General features: G+C 51.8%; 12 protein-coding genes. 7 read left to right on the top strand and 5 right to left on the bottom strand.

What is annotated here, in order from left to right; translation table 11 throughout:
* Window positions 1-368 precede the first annotated feature (368 nt).
* Window positions 369-2,516: an FAD-dependent oxidoreductase gene (locus P8N76_06305; protein ID MDG2381268.1), complete on the top strand. Its 2,148-nt coding sequence runs from the start codon at window positions 369-371 to the stop codon at window positions 2,514-2,516.
* Window positions 2,517-2,595: 79 nt separating this feature from the next.
* Window positions 2,596-4,725, top strand: a complete 2,130-nt coding sequence (locus P8N76_06300; protein ID MDG2381267.1) for a sialidase family protein — start codon at window positions 2,596-2,598, stop codon at window positions 4,723-4,725.
* Between the two features lie 141 nt (window positions 4,726-4,866).
* On the opposite strand, the gene P8N76_06295 is transcribed toward P8N76_06300, so the two are convergent.
* Window positions 4,867-5,619 (bottom strand): prolyl oligopeptidase family serine peptidase, encoded by a 753-nt coding sequence (locus P8N76_06295; protein MDG2381266.1) that lies wholly within the window; start codon window positions 5,617-5,619, stop codon window positions 4,867-4,869.
* A 677-nt stretch (window positions 5,620-6,296) separates the two neighbouring features.
* On the opposite strand from P8N76_06295, the gene P8N76_06290 reads away from it, so the two are divergent.
* Window positions 6,297-7,904 carry an FAD-dependent oxidoreductase gene (locus tag P8N76_06290; protein ID MDG2381265.1) on the top strand — a complete coding sequence of 536 codons (1,608 nt, stop codon included), beginning with the start codon at window positions 6,297-6,299 and terminating at the stop codon, window positions 7,902-7,904.
* 63 nt (window positions 7,905-7,967) lie between these two features.
* Here the strand turns inward: P8N76_06290 and P8N76_06285 are convergent, their stop codons facing one another.
* Window positions 7,968-8,426, bottom strand: coding sequence for a peroxiredoxin (locus P8N76_06285; GenBank protein ID MDG2381264.1), 459 nt, complete (start codon window positions 8,424-8,426; stop codon window positions 7,968-7,970).
* 642 nt (window positions 8,427-9,068) lie between these two features.
* On the opposite strand from P8N76_06285, the gene P8N76_06280 reads away from it, so the two are divergent.
* From P8N76_06280 to P8N76_06270, 3 genes are all read left to right on the top strand, one after another.
* Window positions 9,069-9,794: a sulfotransferase family 2 domain-containing protein gene (locus P8N76_06280; protein ID MDG2381263.1), complete on the top strand. Its 726-nt coding sequence runs from the start codon at window positions 9,069-9,071 to the stop codon at window positions 9,792-9,794.
* A 696-nt stretch (window positions 9,795-10,490) separates the two neighbouring features.
* Window positions 10,491-10,739: a hypothetical protein gene (locus P8N76_06275; protein ID MDG2381262.1), complete on the top strand. Its 249-nt coding sequence runs from the start codon at window positions 10,491-10,493 to the stop codon at window positions 10,737-10,739.
* A 237-nt stretch (window positions 10,740-10,976) separates the two neighbouring features.
* Window positions 10,977-12,125, top strand: a complete 1,149-nt coding sequence (locus P8N76_06270) for a sialidase family protein (GenBank protein ID MDG2381261.1) — start codon at window positions 10,977-10,979, stop codon at window positions 12,123-12,125.
* Window positions 12,126-12,288: 163 nt separating this feature from the next.
* Here P8N76_06270 and P8N76_06265 read toward each other — a convergent pair whose 3' ends face one another.
* The 3 genes from P8N76_06265 to P8N76_06255 all read right to left on the bottom strand — a co-directional run bounded on the left by P8N76_06265 (window position 12,289) and on the right by P8N76_06255 (window position 16,664).
* Window positions 12,289-13,053, bottom strand: coding sequence for a hypothetical protein (locus P8N76_06265; protein MDG2381260.1), 765 nt, complete (start codon window positions 13,051-13,053; stop codon window positions 12,289-12,291).
* A gap of 329 nt (window positions 13,054-13,382) precedes the next feature.
* A complete protein-coding gene (locus P8N76_06260; GenBank protein MDG2381259.1) occupies window positions 13,383-15,374 on the bottom strand; it encodes a right-handed parallel beta-helix repeat-containing protein in 1,992 nt (663 codons plus the stop codon).
* Between the two features lie 534 nt (window positions 15,375-15,908).
* Window positions 15,909-16,664, bottom strand: a complete 756-nt coding sequence (locus P8N76_06255) for a hypothetical protein (GenBank protein MDG2381258.1) — start codon at window positions 16,662-16,664, stop codon at window positions 15,909-15,911.
* Between the two features lie 1,298 nt (window positions 16,665-17,962).
* Between P8N76_06255 and P8N76_06250 the strand changes: the two genes are divergently transcribed.
* Window positions 17,963-19,339: a hypothetical protein gene (locus P8N76_06250; GenBank protein MDG2381257.1), complete on the top strand. Its 1,377-nt coding sequence runs from the start codon at window positions 17,963-17,965 to the stop codon at window positions 19,337-19,339.
* Window positions 19,340-19,378 lie beyond the last annotated feature (39 nt).

The raw sequence follows: 19,378 nt of genomic DNA, 5'->3' as shown, positions 1-19,378 counted from the left end.
AAAATTTCCCCAGCCGTCAAAGATCTACTAACGGCCTATTTTTTTGACAATTCAAAACCGAAACATTCTGAAGCGCTCCCAAGTCAGTTCAGCCCAGGCACGTTCGTCTCCCAAACAACATCCCCAGCCATTCTCCCCGCAATCGCGATCGCTCGAGGCACAGCCGTTTCCTGCTATCACAAACTGGATCGAAACCAACTCATTTCCTTACCAGGCAAAATTGAACTAAACTGGGCGTAAGCTAATTCTAATTCATCATTGGGCACGGTATCAGCATCGGATTGAAGTACTGAAAATAGATTTCCCAAAGCGAATGCACTTTGCAGGACTCAAAATCTCTGACTTGAGTAAGGAACAATAGAACTGACATGCCCAGCGTCCCAACTCATTGGCTCCGCCTACTTCTGCTTTGTCTTGGATTACTTTCACCCCTCTGCGATTCAACAAAAGCTGGCGTCGAGCCTACAAGAACGAGTCCGGCATCGACAAATGCCTACGATGTCCTTGTCGTTGGTGGGACGCCAGCGGGAGTTGCCGCCGCAATCGCAGCGGCTCGTGCAGACAAAAACGTGATCATCATTGAGCAGTCGCCCGTACTAGGTGGCGTACTTTCCTCTGGCGTGATCCGACTGGACGATTTGTACGTCGAGTCCAACAGTGGGGTGATCGAGGAATTTCGACAACGAGTCAGCCATTATCATCGCACCAAGCTGGCTGAAGATCCACTCGTGAAGGCGCACCTCCATCGAAACCCTTCTCTCCCCTGGAATGTGGCAGAAGGTAGAGCCTGGGAACCCCACACGGCAGCTCGAATTTTCGCTGAAATGGTTGCCGAATTAAAGACAATCACAACACGTTTCAACCAGGTCGCTGTAGATGTACTCATGACGGGCGATCGGATCACCGGAGTCATTACACAAGACCGCGATAACCAGGGAAAACTCGGCAAAAAACAAACGTACGTCGCCAAAGTAATTATTGATGCAACCTACGAGACAGATTTGGCAGCTTTTGCGAACATCCCATTTCGCATCGGACGGGAAGCACGTTCAAAAGAAGAACCTCATGCCGGACGTATCTACACGAATTTTTTCCGGAGTGTTGCGGGCGTATTGCGGGCCACTACCCTGCCCGAAAGTACGGGAGCAGCAGATCATCGGTCCCAAGCATTCACCTACCGTCTAACCGGCAAGGATTATGGTCGTGCCGATCACCCCTTTCGGATCAAAGATCCCCCGCCAGACTACGACGCGGCAAAGTATCGTTGGAATCGAAACAGCAAACCGATTATCCCCAACCAAAAGTTTGATTTACTGGGAATCAGCTGGGGAGGCGATCTGACGGGACATGGAACGCGATGGGTACTAGCGGACTGGGAGGAAAGACGCGAGATCGAGCAAATCTATCGCAACTATGACCTGGGTTGGCTTTACTACATCCAAACCGAAGGCGGCTCCCCCAACGTCGGCCTTCCGGAAGATGAATTCCAAGACAACCATCATCTACCCTATCGACTTTATGTACGTCAGGGCCGGCGAATTGAGGGACGTTATACACTGACAGAAAGCGACGTGCACAAGGATCTCCGTGGCAATGGATTGCGTGGACCACTCAATCCGAATTCGGTGGCAATCGGAGTCTACGGAATTGATTCACACAATGTACAAGGCGCCACGGTCCGCCAAGAACCCAGATCAGGGACCGGGGCGGCAGAAGGGACCCTGCACCTATTCGATGTTACTGGCCCTTACCAAATCCCCTACGAAGTGATGGTGCCTAAACGTCACCAAGGCATTCTCTTTCCAGTTGGTATTTCCTGCACTCACGTAGCAATGTGCACCGTCCGCATGGAGCCCGTTTGGGCCTCACTTGGACAGGCGGCAGGCGTTGCGGCTGCGTTGGCGATTGACAACCAGCTGGAAATTGGTCAGGTCCCGGTCAGCCTGATTCAGAACGAGCTGCTGCAACAAGGGTGCGTGCTGTTCTTTTACACCGATCTTCCAGCTGACGCAGCAGGATTTGAGGCCGTGCAGACCCTGAGTTTACTTGGCGCCGTGGCAGGCAATCAATTGCAAGACTTCCAAAGAGATAGGCCCGCAGCAAGCCTCTCGGATCTAAACAAAGAAGCCTACCGATTCCGCCCGAACGATCCGATCACCAAGGGCGAATTCGCACAGATGGTGGTGAAAGGCTTCCGGATTCCACTCAGCATTACTGCCGCGCACTTCAACGACGTCCCGCGGGGCCACCCAGCCTTCAAATACATGGAAACACTGTACGACCATTCCACACAGTCCGCGGAGCCCTTCCTAAAATACGATGTACGCGAAGGAAAGAATGGACGAACCGTTCTTGCTTATCCGGATCAGAAGTTAACCATCACCGAGGCGACGAAAATCACTTCCGGAATGCTCAAGAAAACAATTCCTCCACCCAGTAAACCAGACTCCCAACTCAGCCGCAGCCAAGCCGCGATCCTGGTCCATCGACTCCTAAAAAACGATTCAAAACGGTAAACAAAAGCCCTTCATATTCCGCTTGCGCAAATACGGAAACGTCGAAATCGTCACCTCGATTGAAACGAAAACACAAGCCATGCAGTTCCCAACAATTACCTCGATCGAACCGAACATTCGGCCGTTTCAGACACGAGTGTGGTGGATGACCATCTGTCGCTTCCTAGGTTTGGCGTGGGCGTTCCTGCCATCGATCAACCTGCCTGCAGCCGAGCCCATCAGCTCGCCCGGCAATGAACCCATTTTCGAGTTATGGCAGGAAGACAATGTTTATGGCAATCTGAATGTTGCCATGGACGGCACCGTATTGCTATTCAGTCTTCAAGGAGATCCGCATCCGGACAAGCGACGAGGAAGCAAAATCTATCTGAAGCGTTCCGTCGATGGTGGGGCAACTTGGTCCGATCATCAACTGATCGGCAAACGAATCGATCTCGATTGGAAAGCACTCGGTATCGGCCCCTACGACGGAAAGGGCTGGGGCAGGGACAAACACCACAGCTTCGCCACGCTCGGAACAACGGTTGTCGACGAAGACACCGGGGAGATCATGTTTTTCCTGACGGCACTCTATCCCGCACCCCTCATGTATAAAAGCAAAGACCACGGCAAGAGCTGGAGTCTCGAGAAAGTCGACTTCGCGAAAGATGTAAACGGCTTTCTCTCGATCCCCAACGCCGCTTGTGACCCGGGCATCAATATCCAACACGGGAAGCACAAGGGACGCCTGCTGGTTCCATCTCGCGTTATGGTGAATTACAACAAGCAAGAGGAAGGAAAAGGTTACACCAACGCCATCTACAGCGATGACCATGGAAAAAGCTGGAAAGCCAGCGATCCCTTTCCGTTAGATGGAACCGGGGAATCAGGATTAGTCGAGCTAAACGACGGCACCATCTACCTCAATTCGCGTACGCACACCAGGACCGGCAATCGCTGGATTGCGTACAGCGATGATAGTGGTGAAACCTGGCGAGATCTGCGGCAAGACGATGAACTATTTGACGGGCCTCCGGACCAGTATGGCTGCAAGGCCGGATTATTGAGACTCAAACGTGATGACCGCGACATCCTGTTATTTAGTTCACCCGATCCCAACCTGCCCAAACGTAGTAACATCAGGGTTTGGATTAGCTTTGATGGTGGAAACACTTGGCCGCACAACCGACTGATCAAGCGAGGTCCGGGTAACTACACCTGGATGACCCAAGGCAGAACAGGCACTCCCAGTGAAGGTTTTATCTATTTGCTAAGCGGTAAAGATTGGATGGCCCGCTTCAACTTGGCTTGGCTGTTGAAGACGGAAGATTCGAACGTTCTTCTAAGCCAACGAGCGGAGTATCGCTTTTCGGACCCGGACCTTTACAAGTCAGCGGAAAACGCCGAGCCTTTCACTTCGGAAAAACCAGGACTTAAAGATGGATCCAAAGGATTTCGACTTACGCAAGATCATGCCAAAGGGCACGTCGCCACCCACCCAATGATTCTGCCGTCCGCCAAGATGAAAGTTAGCTACCATGCGCCTCACGGCAAACTCTTTGTCTGGATCCTCGATGAGAGCGGAGCACGGGTCCGTGACAGTCATGCCTTATCTGGCCCTCTCGCGGTCGACCAACCGGTACCTTGGCAGGATGGACCAATTGACCAATGGGTCGGCAAAAAATCATCGCTTCAATTCATACTCGAAGGAGATGCAGAGATTTTCGATATCAGTTTTGACGATGCGTCGATTGATGAAAGGGCGGCCAACACTGCCGCATTGGATGCCTCGGATCAGCGATTCGTTTTGCCACCGAGAAACGATTACCTGTTGAAGCAAACTCCGCCATTCATCAAATCCACAGACAATGCCACTGCTTTTAATATCAGCGACGAGAGCAGGAACGCTGTCCAAACCGCCTACAAACTAAAGGACACCGGCAACAAGGGGCACATCCTGTCGCATCAAATAAGTCTGCCGAGTGAAAAGATGAAAATCAGCTGTGATGTATCTTCCGGTAATTTAACTGTTTCAATCCTTGATGCTGATGGCAAACTACTCGCAACGAGCCAAACTCTTAAGGGCGGACGGAAGATCAAAGAACCCGTCACTTGGCCGTCGACACTCCAACTTCATGAATATGTATCCAGGCCCGTCACATTTCGATTCGATTTAGAGGGCGAGGCTGAAATTCATGCGATACGGTTTGATGATCTGTTCTGGGAATAGCCCAAACGTTTGCGCCGACCGGAATGACCACCTGTTATTTCACAGACTGCGTTCCTGGAAACAGCAGAATACATTCGGAAAACCCCACGGCCCAAGGCCACTCACCAATATCGCGATCAACGGTCTTGAACTCCACCTCACCTAACGTGACTGCAAAAACAGCCATGTCATAAAATCGGCTTCCGCATCACAGCGTTCGCTGCTCAATTGGGTCCTTCCATTCTCGGCCCCAACAATCATTTTCCCCGACACACCGTGTTTGTCTCCGACCCAGGTCGTTAATTTCATCTTGCCGCCTAACGCCTTGATTTCATCGAAAACTTTTTGGTCTTTTTCAATCGGACAGACTCTGTCTTTGTCACCATGAAAGGCCCAGATGGGAAGATCACTGATCTTCGCCGCATCAATAAAATCCTTTGTCCGCGTGCGCCCACTCCCTGCCGAAGGTGCAGCCGCAGCAAAATATTCCGGATCGATCTGAATGAGAATGTAAGCCCCATGCCCACCCATCGAATGCCCCATAATGTAGATCCTTTTCATATCCACTTGCGGAAGTGTTTTGATCAACGACTTTATTTTCTTCAGATGATCAACGTTCCACATGCCTTTGGATTGAGGCGCCACCACATAGGCTGGAAATTCTTCACGACGTTTCTTCTCCGCCAATTGCCGATTCCAATCCCTCAAATTCCTCATATTATCGACCCCCGTACCGCCGGCCCCATGCAACGAAATAATCACTGGAAAACTCTGCTTCGCAGCGAAGTCGATCGGCTTCATCAGCCGACACGGCATTCCTTCAAAAACAAGTGGTTCATAGCGATCAGTCCAACGCTCTCTCCCAACTGCATTTCCTCCACATAACATCAAGCTAACACAGACAAAAGTCTTCATTATTTGCTGGTAATTCATCACACGCCTTAAGGCTCTAAGAAGTAGCTCTTTCTCTCGAACAACGACGAAACAACGATCCGTATCGCATCGAACTCGCTTCGCTATTGCAACCCTACTGCGTGGACAAAATCTCGCAAATTGCAACTCGCTCGGCTCCAAGGCGATTTCCACCAAGCACTCCTCAACCATTCCCAGCTTCACCGCCACAAATCCACCGCATCCTTACCCCAACCCCCTCGCGCAAGGACAGGATTGGAACAATAAAGCCTTGGCTTGACGCGGATCCCAATTCAACTGCCGGCACGGCTTCTTGTGCTACCAGTCTAAAGTACACTAGTGAAAATGACGAGCTTTTCGTGCTCATCCGTACCCAATTGATTGAAATCGAAACACACGAGCAGGCTCGTTGACGGCGAGACAACTACGACACCGTATCGCTGTTCGAAATCGCTGTTCGAAATCGCTGTTCGAAAAAATTTCACGATGCAATGTTTTCGCAACTGCTGTGAAAAAAATCAAGTTGCAGACTATTAAGTTGCTGACCGTGACGACTTATGCTTACTGCTAACCTGGCGACGTGGATTGCCGCTGTAATTGCTCATTCCGAAAAAGATAACTAGGATAAAAAAACTTGAAATCGATTCACCGAAATCGATTCACCGAAAGCGAGCAACACATTGAGCAACACAGCTGACAACCAATCCGCCGGACTGGGAACGTGGATCTTCTTATTGATTTGCTGGCTTCCTGTTAATCCGCTTCGCGCCGACGATTACCATCCGTCTTGCTGCAATGAAAGCTACGATTTGGTCATTTATGGGGGCACTTCTGCCGGAACGACTGCTGCCGTTCAAGCAACACGAATGGGAAAAACGGCGCTGATCATCCACCCTGGCAAACATTTAGGCGGAATGACGTCGAGCGGCCTGGGCGCCACAGACATCGGCAATAAGAAGGCTATCGGAGGCATTTCACGAGAATTCTACCAACGCCTCGGCAAGCACTACGGCAATCAGGAAGCCTGGACATTCGAACCGCATGTCGCGGAAAAGACTTTCAACGATATGTTGCAAGAAGCAGGTGTTGTCGTGATCCTCAATGAACGACTCGACCTAACGGATGGGGTCGAAAAGCAGAACGGCCGCATACTTGCCATCACCATGGAAAGTGGTCGTCGGTTCGCGGCAAGTATGTTTATCGACGCCACCTACGAAGGGGATTTGATGGCCAAGGCGGGGGTCAGCTATCACGTAGGACGCGAAGCCAACGTCGTTTACGAAGAGAGTCTAAATGGTGTTCAGACAGAGAACGCAAAATATCACCAATTCGCGACCGCCATCGACCCCTACATCGTGAAGGGCGACGCCAAAAGCGGATTGTTGCCGGGGATCCATCCGGGTCAACCTGGCGAAGAAGGTAGCGGCGACCATCGTGTGCAGGCTTACTGCTTTCGGATGTGTCTCACGAACGCACCCAACAATCGCCAGCCCTTCCCTCAGCCCAAAGCTTACGAGTCGCTTCGATACGAATTGCTTCTGCGATATCTAAAGACAGGACACTGGACCGTATTAAACCTCTCCAAGGCGATGCCAAACCAGAAAACCGACACCAACAATAAGGGAGCATTTGCCACCGACAACATCGGCATGAACTACGACTATCCTGACGGTGATTACGCAACCCGAGAGAACATCATCCAGGAACACATCGACTACCAGCAGGGACTGATGTGGTTTCTGGCGAATGACCCGCGTGTGCCCCCTAACGTTCAAACCGAAGTCAAACAATGGGGCCTCACCAAAGATGAGTTCACCGACAACGGCGGGTGGCCCTACGAGCTTTACATTCGCGAGGCACGACGGATGATCGCCGAATACGTAATGACGCAACACAATTGCGAAGGCGCCCGTACCGTCGAGGATTCGATCGGCTTAGCCGCATACACCATGGACTCACACCACGTTCAGCGGTATGTAAAAAACGCGCGTGTTTGGAATGAAGGCGATGTCGAGGTCGGCGGATTCCCTCCCTACCCGATTGCCTACCGAGCAATTCGTCCGCGGATTGAAGAATGCAGCAATCTGCTCGTTCCTGTCTGTCTCTCCGCATCTCATATCGCGTACGGATCCATCCGCATGGAACCTGTCTTCATGGTGCTCGGTCAATCTGCGGCAACTGCCGCCTGCATGGCCATCGATAACAATACTTCCGTCCAGAATGTGAATATCGTCCAGCTTCAACAGCGTCTACGGAAAGCCGGCCAAATCTTAGCATGGCAACCTTGATTGGGATTGCGTTTGCGATCGGACAGCCCAGAAGGCAAGCGGCTTGTTGCCTTTGGCTGCCGATCAGGAATGCGTCTCAACAGCCTGAAGCGCTTTTCGCACATGCTCCTCGGAAGCGAACTGAGCTGAAAAGATTAATCGAACTATGCCATCTTTATCGATCACGTAGGTCACTCGTCCCGGCAGCAACCCCAGTGTCGCTGGCACGCCAAACTGTTTTCGAAGCGTCCCGTCAGAGTCGCTGATCAAAGGAAACGACAACTGATATTGCTTGGAAAATTCCTGGTGACTGTCAGTCGAATCACTACTCACCCCGATAACTTCTGCTCCTGCCTGCACAAATTGTTCGTAGGAATCACGAAATGAACATGCTTCTTTGGTGCAGATGGGGCTATTATCGCGCGGATAGAAGAACAGCACGAGCGCCTTGTCCCCTAAAAAGTCGTTGAGACTCACGCGATTGCCATCTGTCGTGACTGCAGAGAATTCGGGCGCTTTGTTACCCACACAAATTTTGGCCATTCAAAAACTCCAGATGTTGCAACTGTGCTTTACGGTTCTCAATCTACGTTTCCGTCCGCTAACTCACGTTAACCGCACGGCACGCCGCCTTTCACAGCGGAAACTTGGATTTCCCCGAATCGTTAACAGCGACGAACAGTAAAATCAAGCTCTTCGGAAGCTTATCGCGACTCGATCCTGAAGGCAACGCCCGAGCGAATTCTCGCTGCGCGAAGAACCAAATCAGCGTCTCTTGGAAGTTAGGCCCTGGCTCGTGCCAAGCACGGTGCCGTTTCACGTACTGCAATTCACGACCAAACGACTACGACGATCGGTTTTTCCTGCAAATCCGGGGATTCCATTTCCCCCTAGCAATCTTAATAACTAAACCGCCGCCCCATCTGTTGCGAGATCGAGAAATCGCAGCAATGCTTCTCGGTGAGACGATTTGAGCTGCCACCGTGAGCCTTCCCAGCCTTCTGGCCCGACAATTTCCCAAGCAAATGCTGGGTAGTAACCTCCGGCACTTCTCCGATTCATGTCGAAAACGGTGCCGCGAAGAACCGACATTTAGAAAAAATAACGTAGGCTCATGAGCCGAGGTTTGGAATTTCCTAAACAGTCGGTGACACGATCTAGACGGCTGATGAGGAAAAAGGTTAAATGCTTTGCCATCATTATAAATGCATTTTCGTTCACATACCCAAAAACGCCGGCCAAAGCATCGAGCGTGTTTTCCTGGACAAGCTGAACCTCACCTGGGAGATCCGAGCTCCACTACTACTACGAAAAAATGACAACCCGAAACTCGGACCAACCCACCTTGCACACCTCAAGGCGAGAGATTACGTAGATTTCAAATACATTTCAAAAGAGATATTCGACTCCTATTACAAGTTTTCCTTTGTACGAAATCCATGGAGTCGTCTCTTATCTTTCTATAAATACCGCAACTACCACGAACGATACGAGTTTAACGATTTCGTGTTGGGGGTATTTCAGGATCACGTGTTCAAAAATGAGAATTGGTTTGTGGGACCACAAAGCAATTACATTTTTTCCGACAGCGGAGAGCAACACGTCGACTTTGTCGGCCGGTTTGAAAACCTCCAGGACGACTTCAATTTCGTTTGTAGGAAGATCGGCATCCCACCGACGCCGGTGCCACACACTAACCAGTCGAAAGGCAACGATGTCTTAGCCAAATCGAATTTGCAAGCTAGTCCCAAAACCGCCAAGAAGCTGCTGAAAAACATGATCAACAACACTTTCACGGCGGAAAAGCCAAGGTATCGAACTTACCAAGAATACTACAACCAGGAAGCGATCGACTGCGTTGCCCACCTCTATCGGAAAGACATTGAGCTTTTCGGTTACGATTTCGAATGAGCGTTGGGTATCCACTGCCTTTTATTAGCATTTCTCAGCGACCAGTTTTTCTGACCGCACCTTCAAGAAGACCGCTTCTAGGTCCACAAGTTCGCGTCTGTCAAGAAGTCGCAAAGCGTCGATTCGCGCGCATCTTCTACTAGCTCAGAAAACGTCTCAAACGCCTGTTTGCTCTTTTAACAAAAGGCAGTTCATTTCGTCCCACTTCTTAACGTTCAACCACTGTGGTTCGAGAAAGCCATCGGTGTAACTTACGGATCAGTTCGACATTCCACACGCAGTCACCCCGTAGAGCGTCCCGCCCCCTACCAAGTTTCGTGCCTACTCGACCTGTGCCGGCACCACCTGGCCTTCACGCTTGCTCTCAGAATCTCGGCTGGACTGACGCTCAGCAATCTCCGACCGCTGTTTAATCACATTCTTGAGCCACTCCACGCGCCACCGTGTGATGCCCGAGCGGACGTTTTCCATAAATCCGAACCACCATATCAATGGAGCCGTTCATGAAATCATCCCTTTTCTAAAAAAATCCGAAATCGAACAAGCTTTGGAGTGTTCAACCCGAGGATTGTAAAAAGGGTTGGCTTCCGTCCCCGACTATTGAGTTAGCACCCTTAGGTTTTGCAAATCGCGAAGATTATCCGGGCATTCGCATCCCTTTGCTCCATTCACACAACAAGGAAGAGGAATTTGAGAATGCATGGCACCTTATTTGTCAGACAGTTTTCTATCCACACGCCAACCCTGCGTTCGCGAAAGCATCATGGGAAAAACCAAAGTCGCCGCCTGCTGGCCGAACTGCTCGAAACCTGCCATCTATTAACAGGTATCTTAAGTGTCGCGCCTGCCTACCGTTCACCCGGCACGAAGGACTTGATGGTTACACTCAAAATGGACAGCAATGCCATGCCCCCCTTCCTATTCGGACATAGCCGCCGCGGTTGACGCCCTCTTCACCGACCTCAATTCAGGTCACCATGTGGCCTTCCTTCAATGAAAAACAACAGTCCAAACCACAAGTCAAATTCCTAGAGCGAATTGCTGAACCTAAGATTTCCACCAGCCAATCATCGCACCAGACCGAAAAATTGTTGTAGATTATTGTTGTAGATTTTCGGATCGAACAAAACCTGATCATTCGCTGTGGTCATTAAACTTGCCTCCTTTTCTTAGAGAACCGTTATGCATTTGGTTCGCCTCATCGCCTTTTCCTTGCTAGTGTCTCTTGACCTGTCGGTCCCGACTCTCGCGGACGAATTTTTGAAGCCCTTCCTGGGAGCTCCTGCCTTCGACAGGCAACGCTTATTCGACGACCAACGATATCCCAACGTGGTCGTCACCAACCAGGGAACGGTCCTCGCAGTGTGGGGCAATTCGGGTGTCGCCGTTCGTCGCAGCATCGATGGCGGAAAAACCTGGCAAGAACCGATATCGGTATCGGAAAACGGATACCACGGAGGAGGCACAATCATCGACAACAATTCGGGCGACATCCTGATCTTTGTCGAGGACCGCCAACCGCCCGCTCCGCTCACTCTCTATCGCAGTACGGACGATGGCGAATCATGGCAATCGGAACAAACGCATATCCAACCGGATGACCAGGGGCATGTTCCTTCGATGCACATGAACGAGCATGGAATCACCTTAACACACGGGCCTCATCAAGGGCGACTTCTCCGCGCCACGCGATATTATGGACCGAAGGATGGAGAAGAATACTGGCCAAAACAGTACACGAATGCCATTTATAGTGACGATGGCGGCAAGACATGGAAGACGAGTGATCCATTCCCCGAAAAAGGAACGGGTGAAGCAGCACTGGTCGAACTTGCCGACGGTCGCATCTACTACAACTCCCGTGTCCACTGGTCAAAACGCCCTCGCAATCGACGTCGCCGCGAGGCATGGAGTCACGACGGCGGGGCCTCCTGGCAAGAATACAAAATAATCGACGCTTTACCAGACGGAGACCAAGGCCGCCCTTACGGATGCATGGCAGGCCTAACCCGAATACCCTCCCACGATCAAGACATCCTGATTTTTAGCAATCTCGATACGAAGGCTGCCTATCGCGAGCGAGTCACGATCTGGGTGAGCTTTGACGGGGGAAAAACATGGCCAATCAAACGACTTGTCGACGCAGATCGCAGCGGTTACTCCTCCGTTACGGTTGGCCGACCTGACACACCCTCCGCAGGTTGGATCTATCTCCACTACGAACACGATCCCTTCAAAGGTTCTCACATCGCTCGATTCAACCTGTCCTGGCTACTTGAGGGGCAATTGACCGGAAACGGGAAACTGCCAATTTTAAGACATCAGAAATAACAAACCAATTCAGATCACTTCCAAGCACCAACGTCACCTCTCCAACGAGAGTCCCCCACGCGTTCGAGTCGCTTCCTTCGAATAATGAACTCGCCCTAAGCTGTCGGCCAGAGCAACCCGATCCAATCCTGGTTAGACTCGGCATCATCCACTTTTCGTCGGTTCAACTGTTCGCCGAGAACAACGATCGAAATCTCATGCTCTTGTAGCCAACCAAGCCTAAAACTAACCAGATCAAGATCGCAGAAGGCTCTGGGACAGCGTTTAACGTGGCAGCTTTCGTGCCAGTTACTGCAGCCGTTACCGTACCCGAGTTGTTCTTAAACTGCTGCGAGTCGTGAGCCCCAAGAAAGAGCCGCGTTGCATGCTCCGGGACAGTGATCTCGGATAGAGCGTCGCCGATCGCAAATGCCTGATTCAACAAAGGACTCGTCATGTCGTGTTCAGAAGCTGAGGTGCTGAGTATCGACGGCAAGCTATCAGGATCGGGTAGGTCATTTGAAAGAAAAACGCCCACCAGCGTGTTAAGTGGAGCCGAAATACCGCTGATACCAAATACGCGATAGGCCTCCTTCGTCGTCTTGAACGCCCCCGTACTGCCGGAAGGGCCCATGCCATTGTTCTCCAGGGTCCCCGTATTGGTCCAAAGGCCCGTGGCGGTGATCGACAGAGTGTCAAAGCCGGTAATCGAAATCGCATTCGGCGAGGTATCAGCAAACTCAGCAATATCGCTTACTGCCTTTGCTCGCCCTTTAAGACTCGACTCCGAAGCTGTCATGATGTCACTAAGTTCTACTTCCGTTCGACCGGCAAAAACTACCGCCTGTTTTGCATTAACGACCAAGTTGCCAACAACAATGGATGCATCAAGTGGCTTAACTCCAACGAACGTCGTGAAAATCAAAGCCGCTAAGATAAACCACCTCATCTTCTTGAGCATCTCCGTTAAAAAGTGCAACAAGGATGAATACGCAGGCAACTACTGTTGTTAAACCACCAGAAATTGTAACGATTCCTCCGTCGCTTCCATCCCCCCCCGATGAAAAGCCCCCGTTTTGGCCGAAAAACAACTGAAATATAGAAATAGTTTGCCTCAAAATATGATTTTAAGATTAATCACATCAACAAGGGTTGTCGAAAACCGGATTGTTAAGGGTTCAACGCCAGATGCAGCCAGTTCGCGTTCGCAGATGTCACCCGCATCTTCACTTCAAAAACTGAAAGCGTTGCCCCGTATGCAAGAAGTCAGACAAAAGTTTACGGTAGCACTCCCTCTGCCAACAACGGCAACCCGTTCCAAATTTCCAATCGGTTGTGCCCCTTGCCCATCGACTGAAACGGACCAGGGAGGGCGTTTCCATCTTGAGGCACGGGCAGCCCCGCGAAATCGTAATCCATTCGTGTGTAGCTGGTTGAACCAACCGTCTTTGGATCAAACGGGAGAGTCACTCGAAGCTCCAATAACGATTGGTCGTAAGAGACCTTCATTCCCTCGATTAAGACACTATCGCGATCATTCTGCAGACCATGGACAGCCCAGAATTTGCGCCATTCATCGAGTGTAAGCGCGACCTTCGAGCCACCCTGCAGCGGTTGCGGGCCATCCGAGTCGATTTCGCGCTGGATGAGCGCAAAGAATTCCTTTGGTTTCCACGGAGAGGGTCGATCCGAGGCGCTGTTAATGATAAACAGTCGATCTTTAGGCGTCGCATCGTAAATATTGTGGTCCAGGCGCTGCGGACCGCTCCGATGCGAAGGGTAATTGATATCGAGCATCACCTTATGGTTCACGAATAAATTATTGTATATCGAATGGTACCCGGTCTTGGTACGAGCAGTCACCTGGTAGATGTAAGCGCCCTGCCCGTACTTGGCATCCGCCGGACTGTTTGCGAATAAGTTGTGCATGACGGTCGAGCCAGACGCATCATGCACGTAAAACTGAATTCCACGATTACCTACAGAAATGTTGTGATCGACCAGAACGGTGTCAAATTTATAGTCACTCATCTCAAGAAAGATGCCCCGCGCACCGTTGTTTACGACAACATTGCGAGTCACGCGCGTTCCCGGAAATTGGTTATCAAGCCAGATCCCCTCCGACAACGGGTTGTCGGCGACGTAGTTACCCTCGATCAATCCATCTTGAACAAAGTGGAACTTAATACCCGCGTGCTCGTAGCGTTTCGGGCCATTAAAATGAAGGGTGTTGTTTCGCAGAATGACGTTACCTCGAACAACGACACGTTGGCTGCCGGAGCCGATGATGGCCGCCGAACCGTTATCAAGAAACCAGTTTTCCTCAATCAAGTTATGATCGCCAAAAGGAGCTCCACCAATTTGCTCCCGCTCACGCTCGTTATCACCGCCACCAGCACCAAGATCGAGTGCAACAGTATTCGCATAGCGAAACACATTATTTCGGACGATCCAGTGGTGGCCGCCACGCAATCCAAATGCTCCGGACTGGGACCACTCAGGAGTATTCCAGAAATTGGTCGGGTACTGATTTCCACAGTGCTCCATCACGAAGCCCTCGACATGGATGAACCCAAGCCCACGCACATGAGGCGCAAAGATGCGTCGGCGCGTGCTGATCTCCACCTGCTGCTGAAGCGGATCGAGGTTGCCAAAATTGACGTAGATTCTTCCCCTTGCGTCCTCTTTGGCCGCCACGAATGTCCAAGTGCCAGGCCGAGTCTCAACTTCGCTGAGAAAAGGGCGTTGCTGCCAAGGCTTTCCATTAACGATCACCTGCCCACAAGTGTAGGTAAGTTTTGGATCGCCCCGATCGTAGCGTTGTGACTCAGGCTTCCCGTCACGTTCGTACGGCGTCGAGGCAAGTTCGACCAGGAACGGATTGGCATGATCGACGTAAACGTCGTCGTTGAAGAAATCTTCTTCTGGAGTCGCAAACACAATTCCGGCCTTGTGACTCTGCCAGGCGGGCTTCCACACGGTCGATCCGCGAAGCAGTACCTTGCCGAGCTTCTCCCCACGGTAGGTAATCGGCTTGCCCGCTGTTCCCCCACGGGGTGGCGTTACCCGCTCCCGATAGATGCCGGCACGGACAAGAATTGTATCACCTGGCATCGCTCGTTCCGCAGCCGCCGAAATCGTCCGCAACGGCCTTTCGTCTGAACCGAGAGCATCATCCGCTCCGTGTGGCGCAACCACAATTGTCTCGCCCTGTGCGATTCCTATCGTCACAAGCGAAAGTAAAATTCCCCTCAGCACAAAAGTGGACATTTCCGTCGCTCCTCTACGGTTCGCTCTTCGCCACGCCAACGCCGTCAGCTTCCCAAGTTACCATCCAGTTGGCAAGAGCGGCGGTTCGGCTCCGACCCCGATGCTCAACCAGGAACGCTGGCTAACCATCGAGTCACCGAATTCCGTTCGGCACTGAGCATCGAGGCTAGACCATTGAATGCAGACGTCATCTTCGCCTGCTGTGGCCCGGCACCGGATGGTATCACGAATAGGACGGATTCGCTGAAGCTCTTCCCAGAAGAGAGCGAATATAAGCGGTCGAACGAGGTGGCTCGGCCATTGGAGCTGGGCTGAGTTGGGTCCACTTATCTCGCACAAGTCGATTTTGAAAAAACTGAAGCCTCAGAAATGAGTGGCGCTTAACTTGATTTACAGATTCGGAACGTTTGCGCTCGCCACGACCTCGCAAACCGTTTCCGTTGCAACAATTCGCAACCTTGCTTCGAATTTAGCCCGGGCAAGGATTCGCCCGGCACCCCCTGAGTTGATTTCGGACGAGTCGATACCAAACTTTCATCGCAACCTTTTGCAGCCAACGAGCCCGCAAATACCAATCAGCGACCAAACAACAAAGGTCGACGGCTCTGGTACAATCACTGGGTGCGGCGGCGACGGGGGGCCTGGTACAGCTGTGATCGTGGCAGTCACCGAACCCGTATTGTTGATCCACTCTCTCCCATCATGCATTCCAAGAAAAAGTCGGCTGGCATTGTCGGGAATCACAATATTCGACAGCATCTCGCCAATTGCAAACGTCTGCCCGAGGAGAGGATCCCACATGTCATCTCCATTAAGAGCGCTGAGCAGCGGGGGTAAATTATTTGGATCAGGCAGATCATCCGAAAGAAAAACACCGACCAACGTGTTCAATTCGGCCGCCATTCCACTGATCCCAAATAACTGATAAGCCGCCGCGGTCGTTCTGGAGTTATTGTCGCGGCCCCCTGGTCCAGTGCCGTTCGGACTCAACGAAGGCGTGTGCATCCAGAGCCCATCTGCCGTGATCGAAAGCTGATCATATCCGACAACAGAAATCTCGTCGGGAGAAATATCGGCCCAATCACCAAGATCAGCTTGCAGATTATCTAACCTGGCCGTGTTTGGATCAGCCGCATCGGCAATCAGCGTCAACTCAGCCTGAGTTCGACCGGCGAAAGCGACCGACTGCTTTCCATACACCGTGAAATCACCCAGAAGAATCGATGCATCTGCAAAACTTCCAAAACCCCAAAGGCCAACAACCATCAAGACCGACAAACAAAATCTCATGGCTCTCACTTCTCCCGCAAATTCTCTGAAATAGCATTCTGTGTTATGAGTCGTCTTCGCACTCTTCGCACTCTTTGCACTCTTTGCACTCTTTGCACTCTTTGCTCTCTTTGCTCTTTGCTCTTTGCTCTTTGCTCTTTGCTCTTTGCTCTTTGCTCTTTGCTCTTTGCCTGATGCGCTATTCCCTGTGTCCTACCGAAACCGTCAAGCAGCATCCCGACCCCTACGGTGTAGAAGATTTTGTAGAATTTGCCAAGCAAAACGTCATTTGAAAATGAAGCCTTTTGCTGAATGGTTGCCCCCCCAATGGAGAGAGGCGGCACTCCCTTCATTCAAAGGGTTTGATGCACCGTTTCACGCGGCCATTGTTCGACCTCACAAGAATCGAAACCTGGCGTCCGGCAGCGAAACACAATCAAGAAAAAAAAGTGAAGAACACGCCCCAACAAGATAAGTCCAGCTCACCTAAGAAATGCTTGATCAAGAGACAAAAGCGAATCGAAAATCATTCAGTGGTAAGAACGCTACCCCCCCCAACCAGTTCCCAAAACACTTTGCCAAAACAGAGCAAGCTTTCTGTGGAATGAAGCGCTGAGAAAAAAGCAAGTCTAAGCAGTTCAAAGGGGACCTGATCATTCATTTGAATTTCACGTCCATGCCGAATCGAATCTGCATTGACAATGCATCACTGATCGATGGTCGGTATCACGTTTCGCGCAAGCCTTTGGCGGAGGACGATCAGCCGTTCGCCACTGAGATAAACCAGAAACAGGATAATCGGTATTCACGACCGATACGCCGACTTATCTTCAGTCAACAATCCGATAAACGAACACACGACTCCGGGCGGCAGCGACAAACGAACTCCAAGGTCTAATGCGAGAAGTCTGAGGCTCTTGATGAAAAAACTTGTCGTTGTGAGGAAACGGGTTCATGATCGGCCACTATTCAAGTGGCACAATCGGATGATGGACAGCTCGCAGGCAAAATTCTGCTGTACGTTGCGTGCCTGTTAAAACGTGCGAACAGTCAGCCTACCAATTGCTGGAAAATGATGGGACGTTGGCAAAATACAACAAGCGATCCTTGTTCACAACGTTAGATTTGCTGATTAAACTAGTGCTTTTGATTGTTCCCACGTTGAATCTCATCCTATCTGATAGACTAGGTACTCGTTGTGATCTGGCACGCATGGATATTTCTCGGATAGAGGAAACTTTGCTCCGCAATCCCACGGCCTTCAGCAATCCAAGTGATGGATCCCTGAGCTTTGCCGTACACGTTGAAGATGGTGCAACATGAAGGCATCGAAAAGTCCGGGGCGGCTCATAGCATTACCGATTCTGCTGCTTCTTTTCCTCGCGGCGACACTCGTTCCGGTACTGATAGGGTTCGATCACAACCGCCCAGAACGGATCATCGACCACTACTACTACCATATCCCTGTGGTCCTCGAGTTCGCAGCAACACTACCGGCGGTGGATCTTTCGGATTACAGAAGCGCAACTACGCCCGGTACACACCTATTATTGGCGTTGGTGGTGCGGGCGTTCGGCCCCTCCGAGACGATGCTGCAGGTCTGCTCCTGCTTCTTTGGCGTGGCCTTTCTAATCGTTGCCTACATAAATGCCGCGCGGGTGGCCTCCCCCTGGACCGCCCTTGCCTGCGTACTGCCGCTCGCTGGGTCTCCATACGTTCTCAGCAACGCGATCTGGGTCATGACCGACAATCTGTCGTTCGCACTCATCGCTATCACCCTTGGTTCAACTCTCTTCTGCGTCGCAGGAATACCTCAAGCGACCCGTTCCGGCCTCGCATTGGTGTGCTCGGTGTTCGTGCGGCAAATCAACATCTGGGTCTCAGGCGTCGCCCTCCTCGGCTTCCTCTTTCAGTGGGAACCCGTTCGACGGCGCCTTCCCTTTGCAGATCCGCTTCAACCGTCGCATCGCGGTCTTGGTCCCGCCATGATTTTCGCCGTCGCAACAAGCGCGGCCGTCGCGATGATTGCCAGCTTCGTCAGCCTGTGGGGTGGGCTTGTTCCACCGAAATTCCAGGTTGGCGGAAATGGTGGCGCGACGCATGCGGGCGACCTGAATTTCGGTCTGACGCCTGGAGTGCTCTCCGTGCTTGCGGTCTACGCATCGCCTGCAATCCTCGTGCTGTTGCCGTGCTGGCTCCACAACCGCCGCGTGCGACACGCCGCCCTGATCGGACTGCTGGTTGGCCTCCTGGCAGGCCTGCTGTTCGAGTCGGTCACCGGTTGGGAGCACGGCCGGAGCGTGGGTTGGGTTTGGGGTATCGCGGGCCGCAGCCCAACGTTCTTCGATCGCAACAGCCTGATCGTCGCCGGAAGCACCGTCGGCGGCTGTTGCGCGGGAATCCTTTTCGGCATTCTGGTCGCCGCGGATCGCGCCCGCACCGCCTGGCTCATGGCTGGATTTACGGTCTCGTTTCTGTCCGCGTACACCGTCAATTCACATGCCTTCCAGCGGTACTTCGATCCGCTCATCCTACTCGCAATCGGTTGGTGCCTGGCTTCGCTTGAATCGAGGCAAACCGAATTGGGAACAATTGGAAAGAAACGGCTGCGGATCGCGGCAACCGCCGTCTTTGCCATGCAGGCCGCCCACGCGGCCTTCTCGCTCTACGCCCCGATGCAGTGGTCCATGCACTAGGACGGTCGTCGCGTACGCGCAAAGACCAACCGGTATCGG

It is taken from the genome of Pirellulaceae bacterium, from assembly GCA_029243025.1.
Taxonomy (GTDB): domain Bacteria; phylum Planctomycetota; class Planctomycetia; order Pirellulales; family Pirellulaceae.
Note: the sequence above shows the minus strand (reverse complement) of the source record. Positions and strands in the feature narration are given on the sequence as shown.

What these genes read in the sequence shown, in the direction of transcription:
- P8N76_06305 (MDG2381268.1), top strand. Translation starts at nt 369, where the DNA reads ATGCCCAGCGTCCCAACTCATTGGCTCCGCCTACTTCTGCTTTGTCTT.
- P8N76_06300 (MDG2381267.1), top strand. Translation starts at nt 2,596, where the DNA reads ATGCAGTTCCCAACAATTACCTCGATCGAACCGAACATTCGGCCGTTT.
- P8N76_06295 (MDG2381266.1), bottom strand. Translation starts at nt 5,619, where the DNA reads ATGAAGACTTTTGTCTGTGTTAGCTTGATGTTATGTGGAGGAAATGCA.
- P8N76_06285 (MDG2381264.1), bottom strand. Translation starts at nt 8,426, where the DNA reads ATGGCCAAAATTTGTGTGGGTAACAAAGCGCCCGAATTCTCTGCAGTC.
- P8N76_06280 (MDG2381263.1), top strand. Translation starts at nt 9,069, where the DNA reads ATGCTTTGCCATCATTATAAATGCATTTTCGTTCACATACCCAAAAAC.
- P8N76_06275 (MDG2381262.1), top strand. Translation starts at nt 10,491, where the DNA reads ATGCATGGCACCTTATTTGTCAGACAGTTTTCTATCCACACGCCAACC.
- P8N76_06270 (MDG2381261.1), top strand. Translation starts at nt 10,977, where the DNA reads ATGCATTTGGTTCGCCTCATCGCCTTTTCCTTGCTAGTGTCTCTTGAC.
- P8N76_06265 (MDG2381260.1), bottom strand. Translation starts at nt 13,053, where the DNA reads ATGAGGTGGTTTATCTTAGCGGCTTTGATTTTCACGACGTTCGTTGGA.
- P8N76_06260 (MDG2381259.1), bottom strand. Translation starts at nt 15,374, where the DNA reads ATGTCCACTTTTGTGCTGAGGGGAATTTTACTTTCGCTTGTGACGATA.
- P8N76_06255 (MDG2381258.1), bottom strand. Translation starts at nt 16,664, where the DNA reads ATGAGATTTTGTTTGTCGGTCTTGATGGTTGTTGGCCTTTGGGGTTTT.
- P8N76_06250 (MDG2381257.1), top strand. Translation starts at nt 17,963, where the DNA reads ATGAAGGCATCGAAAAGTCCGGGGCGGCTCATAGCATTACCGATTCTG.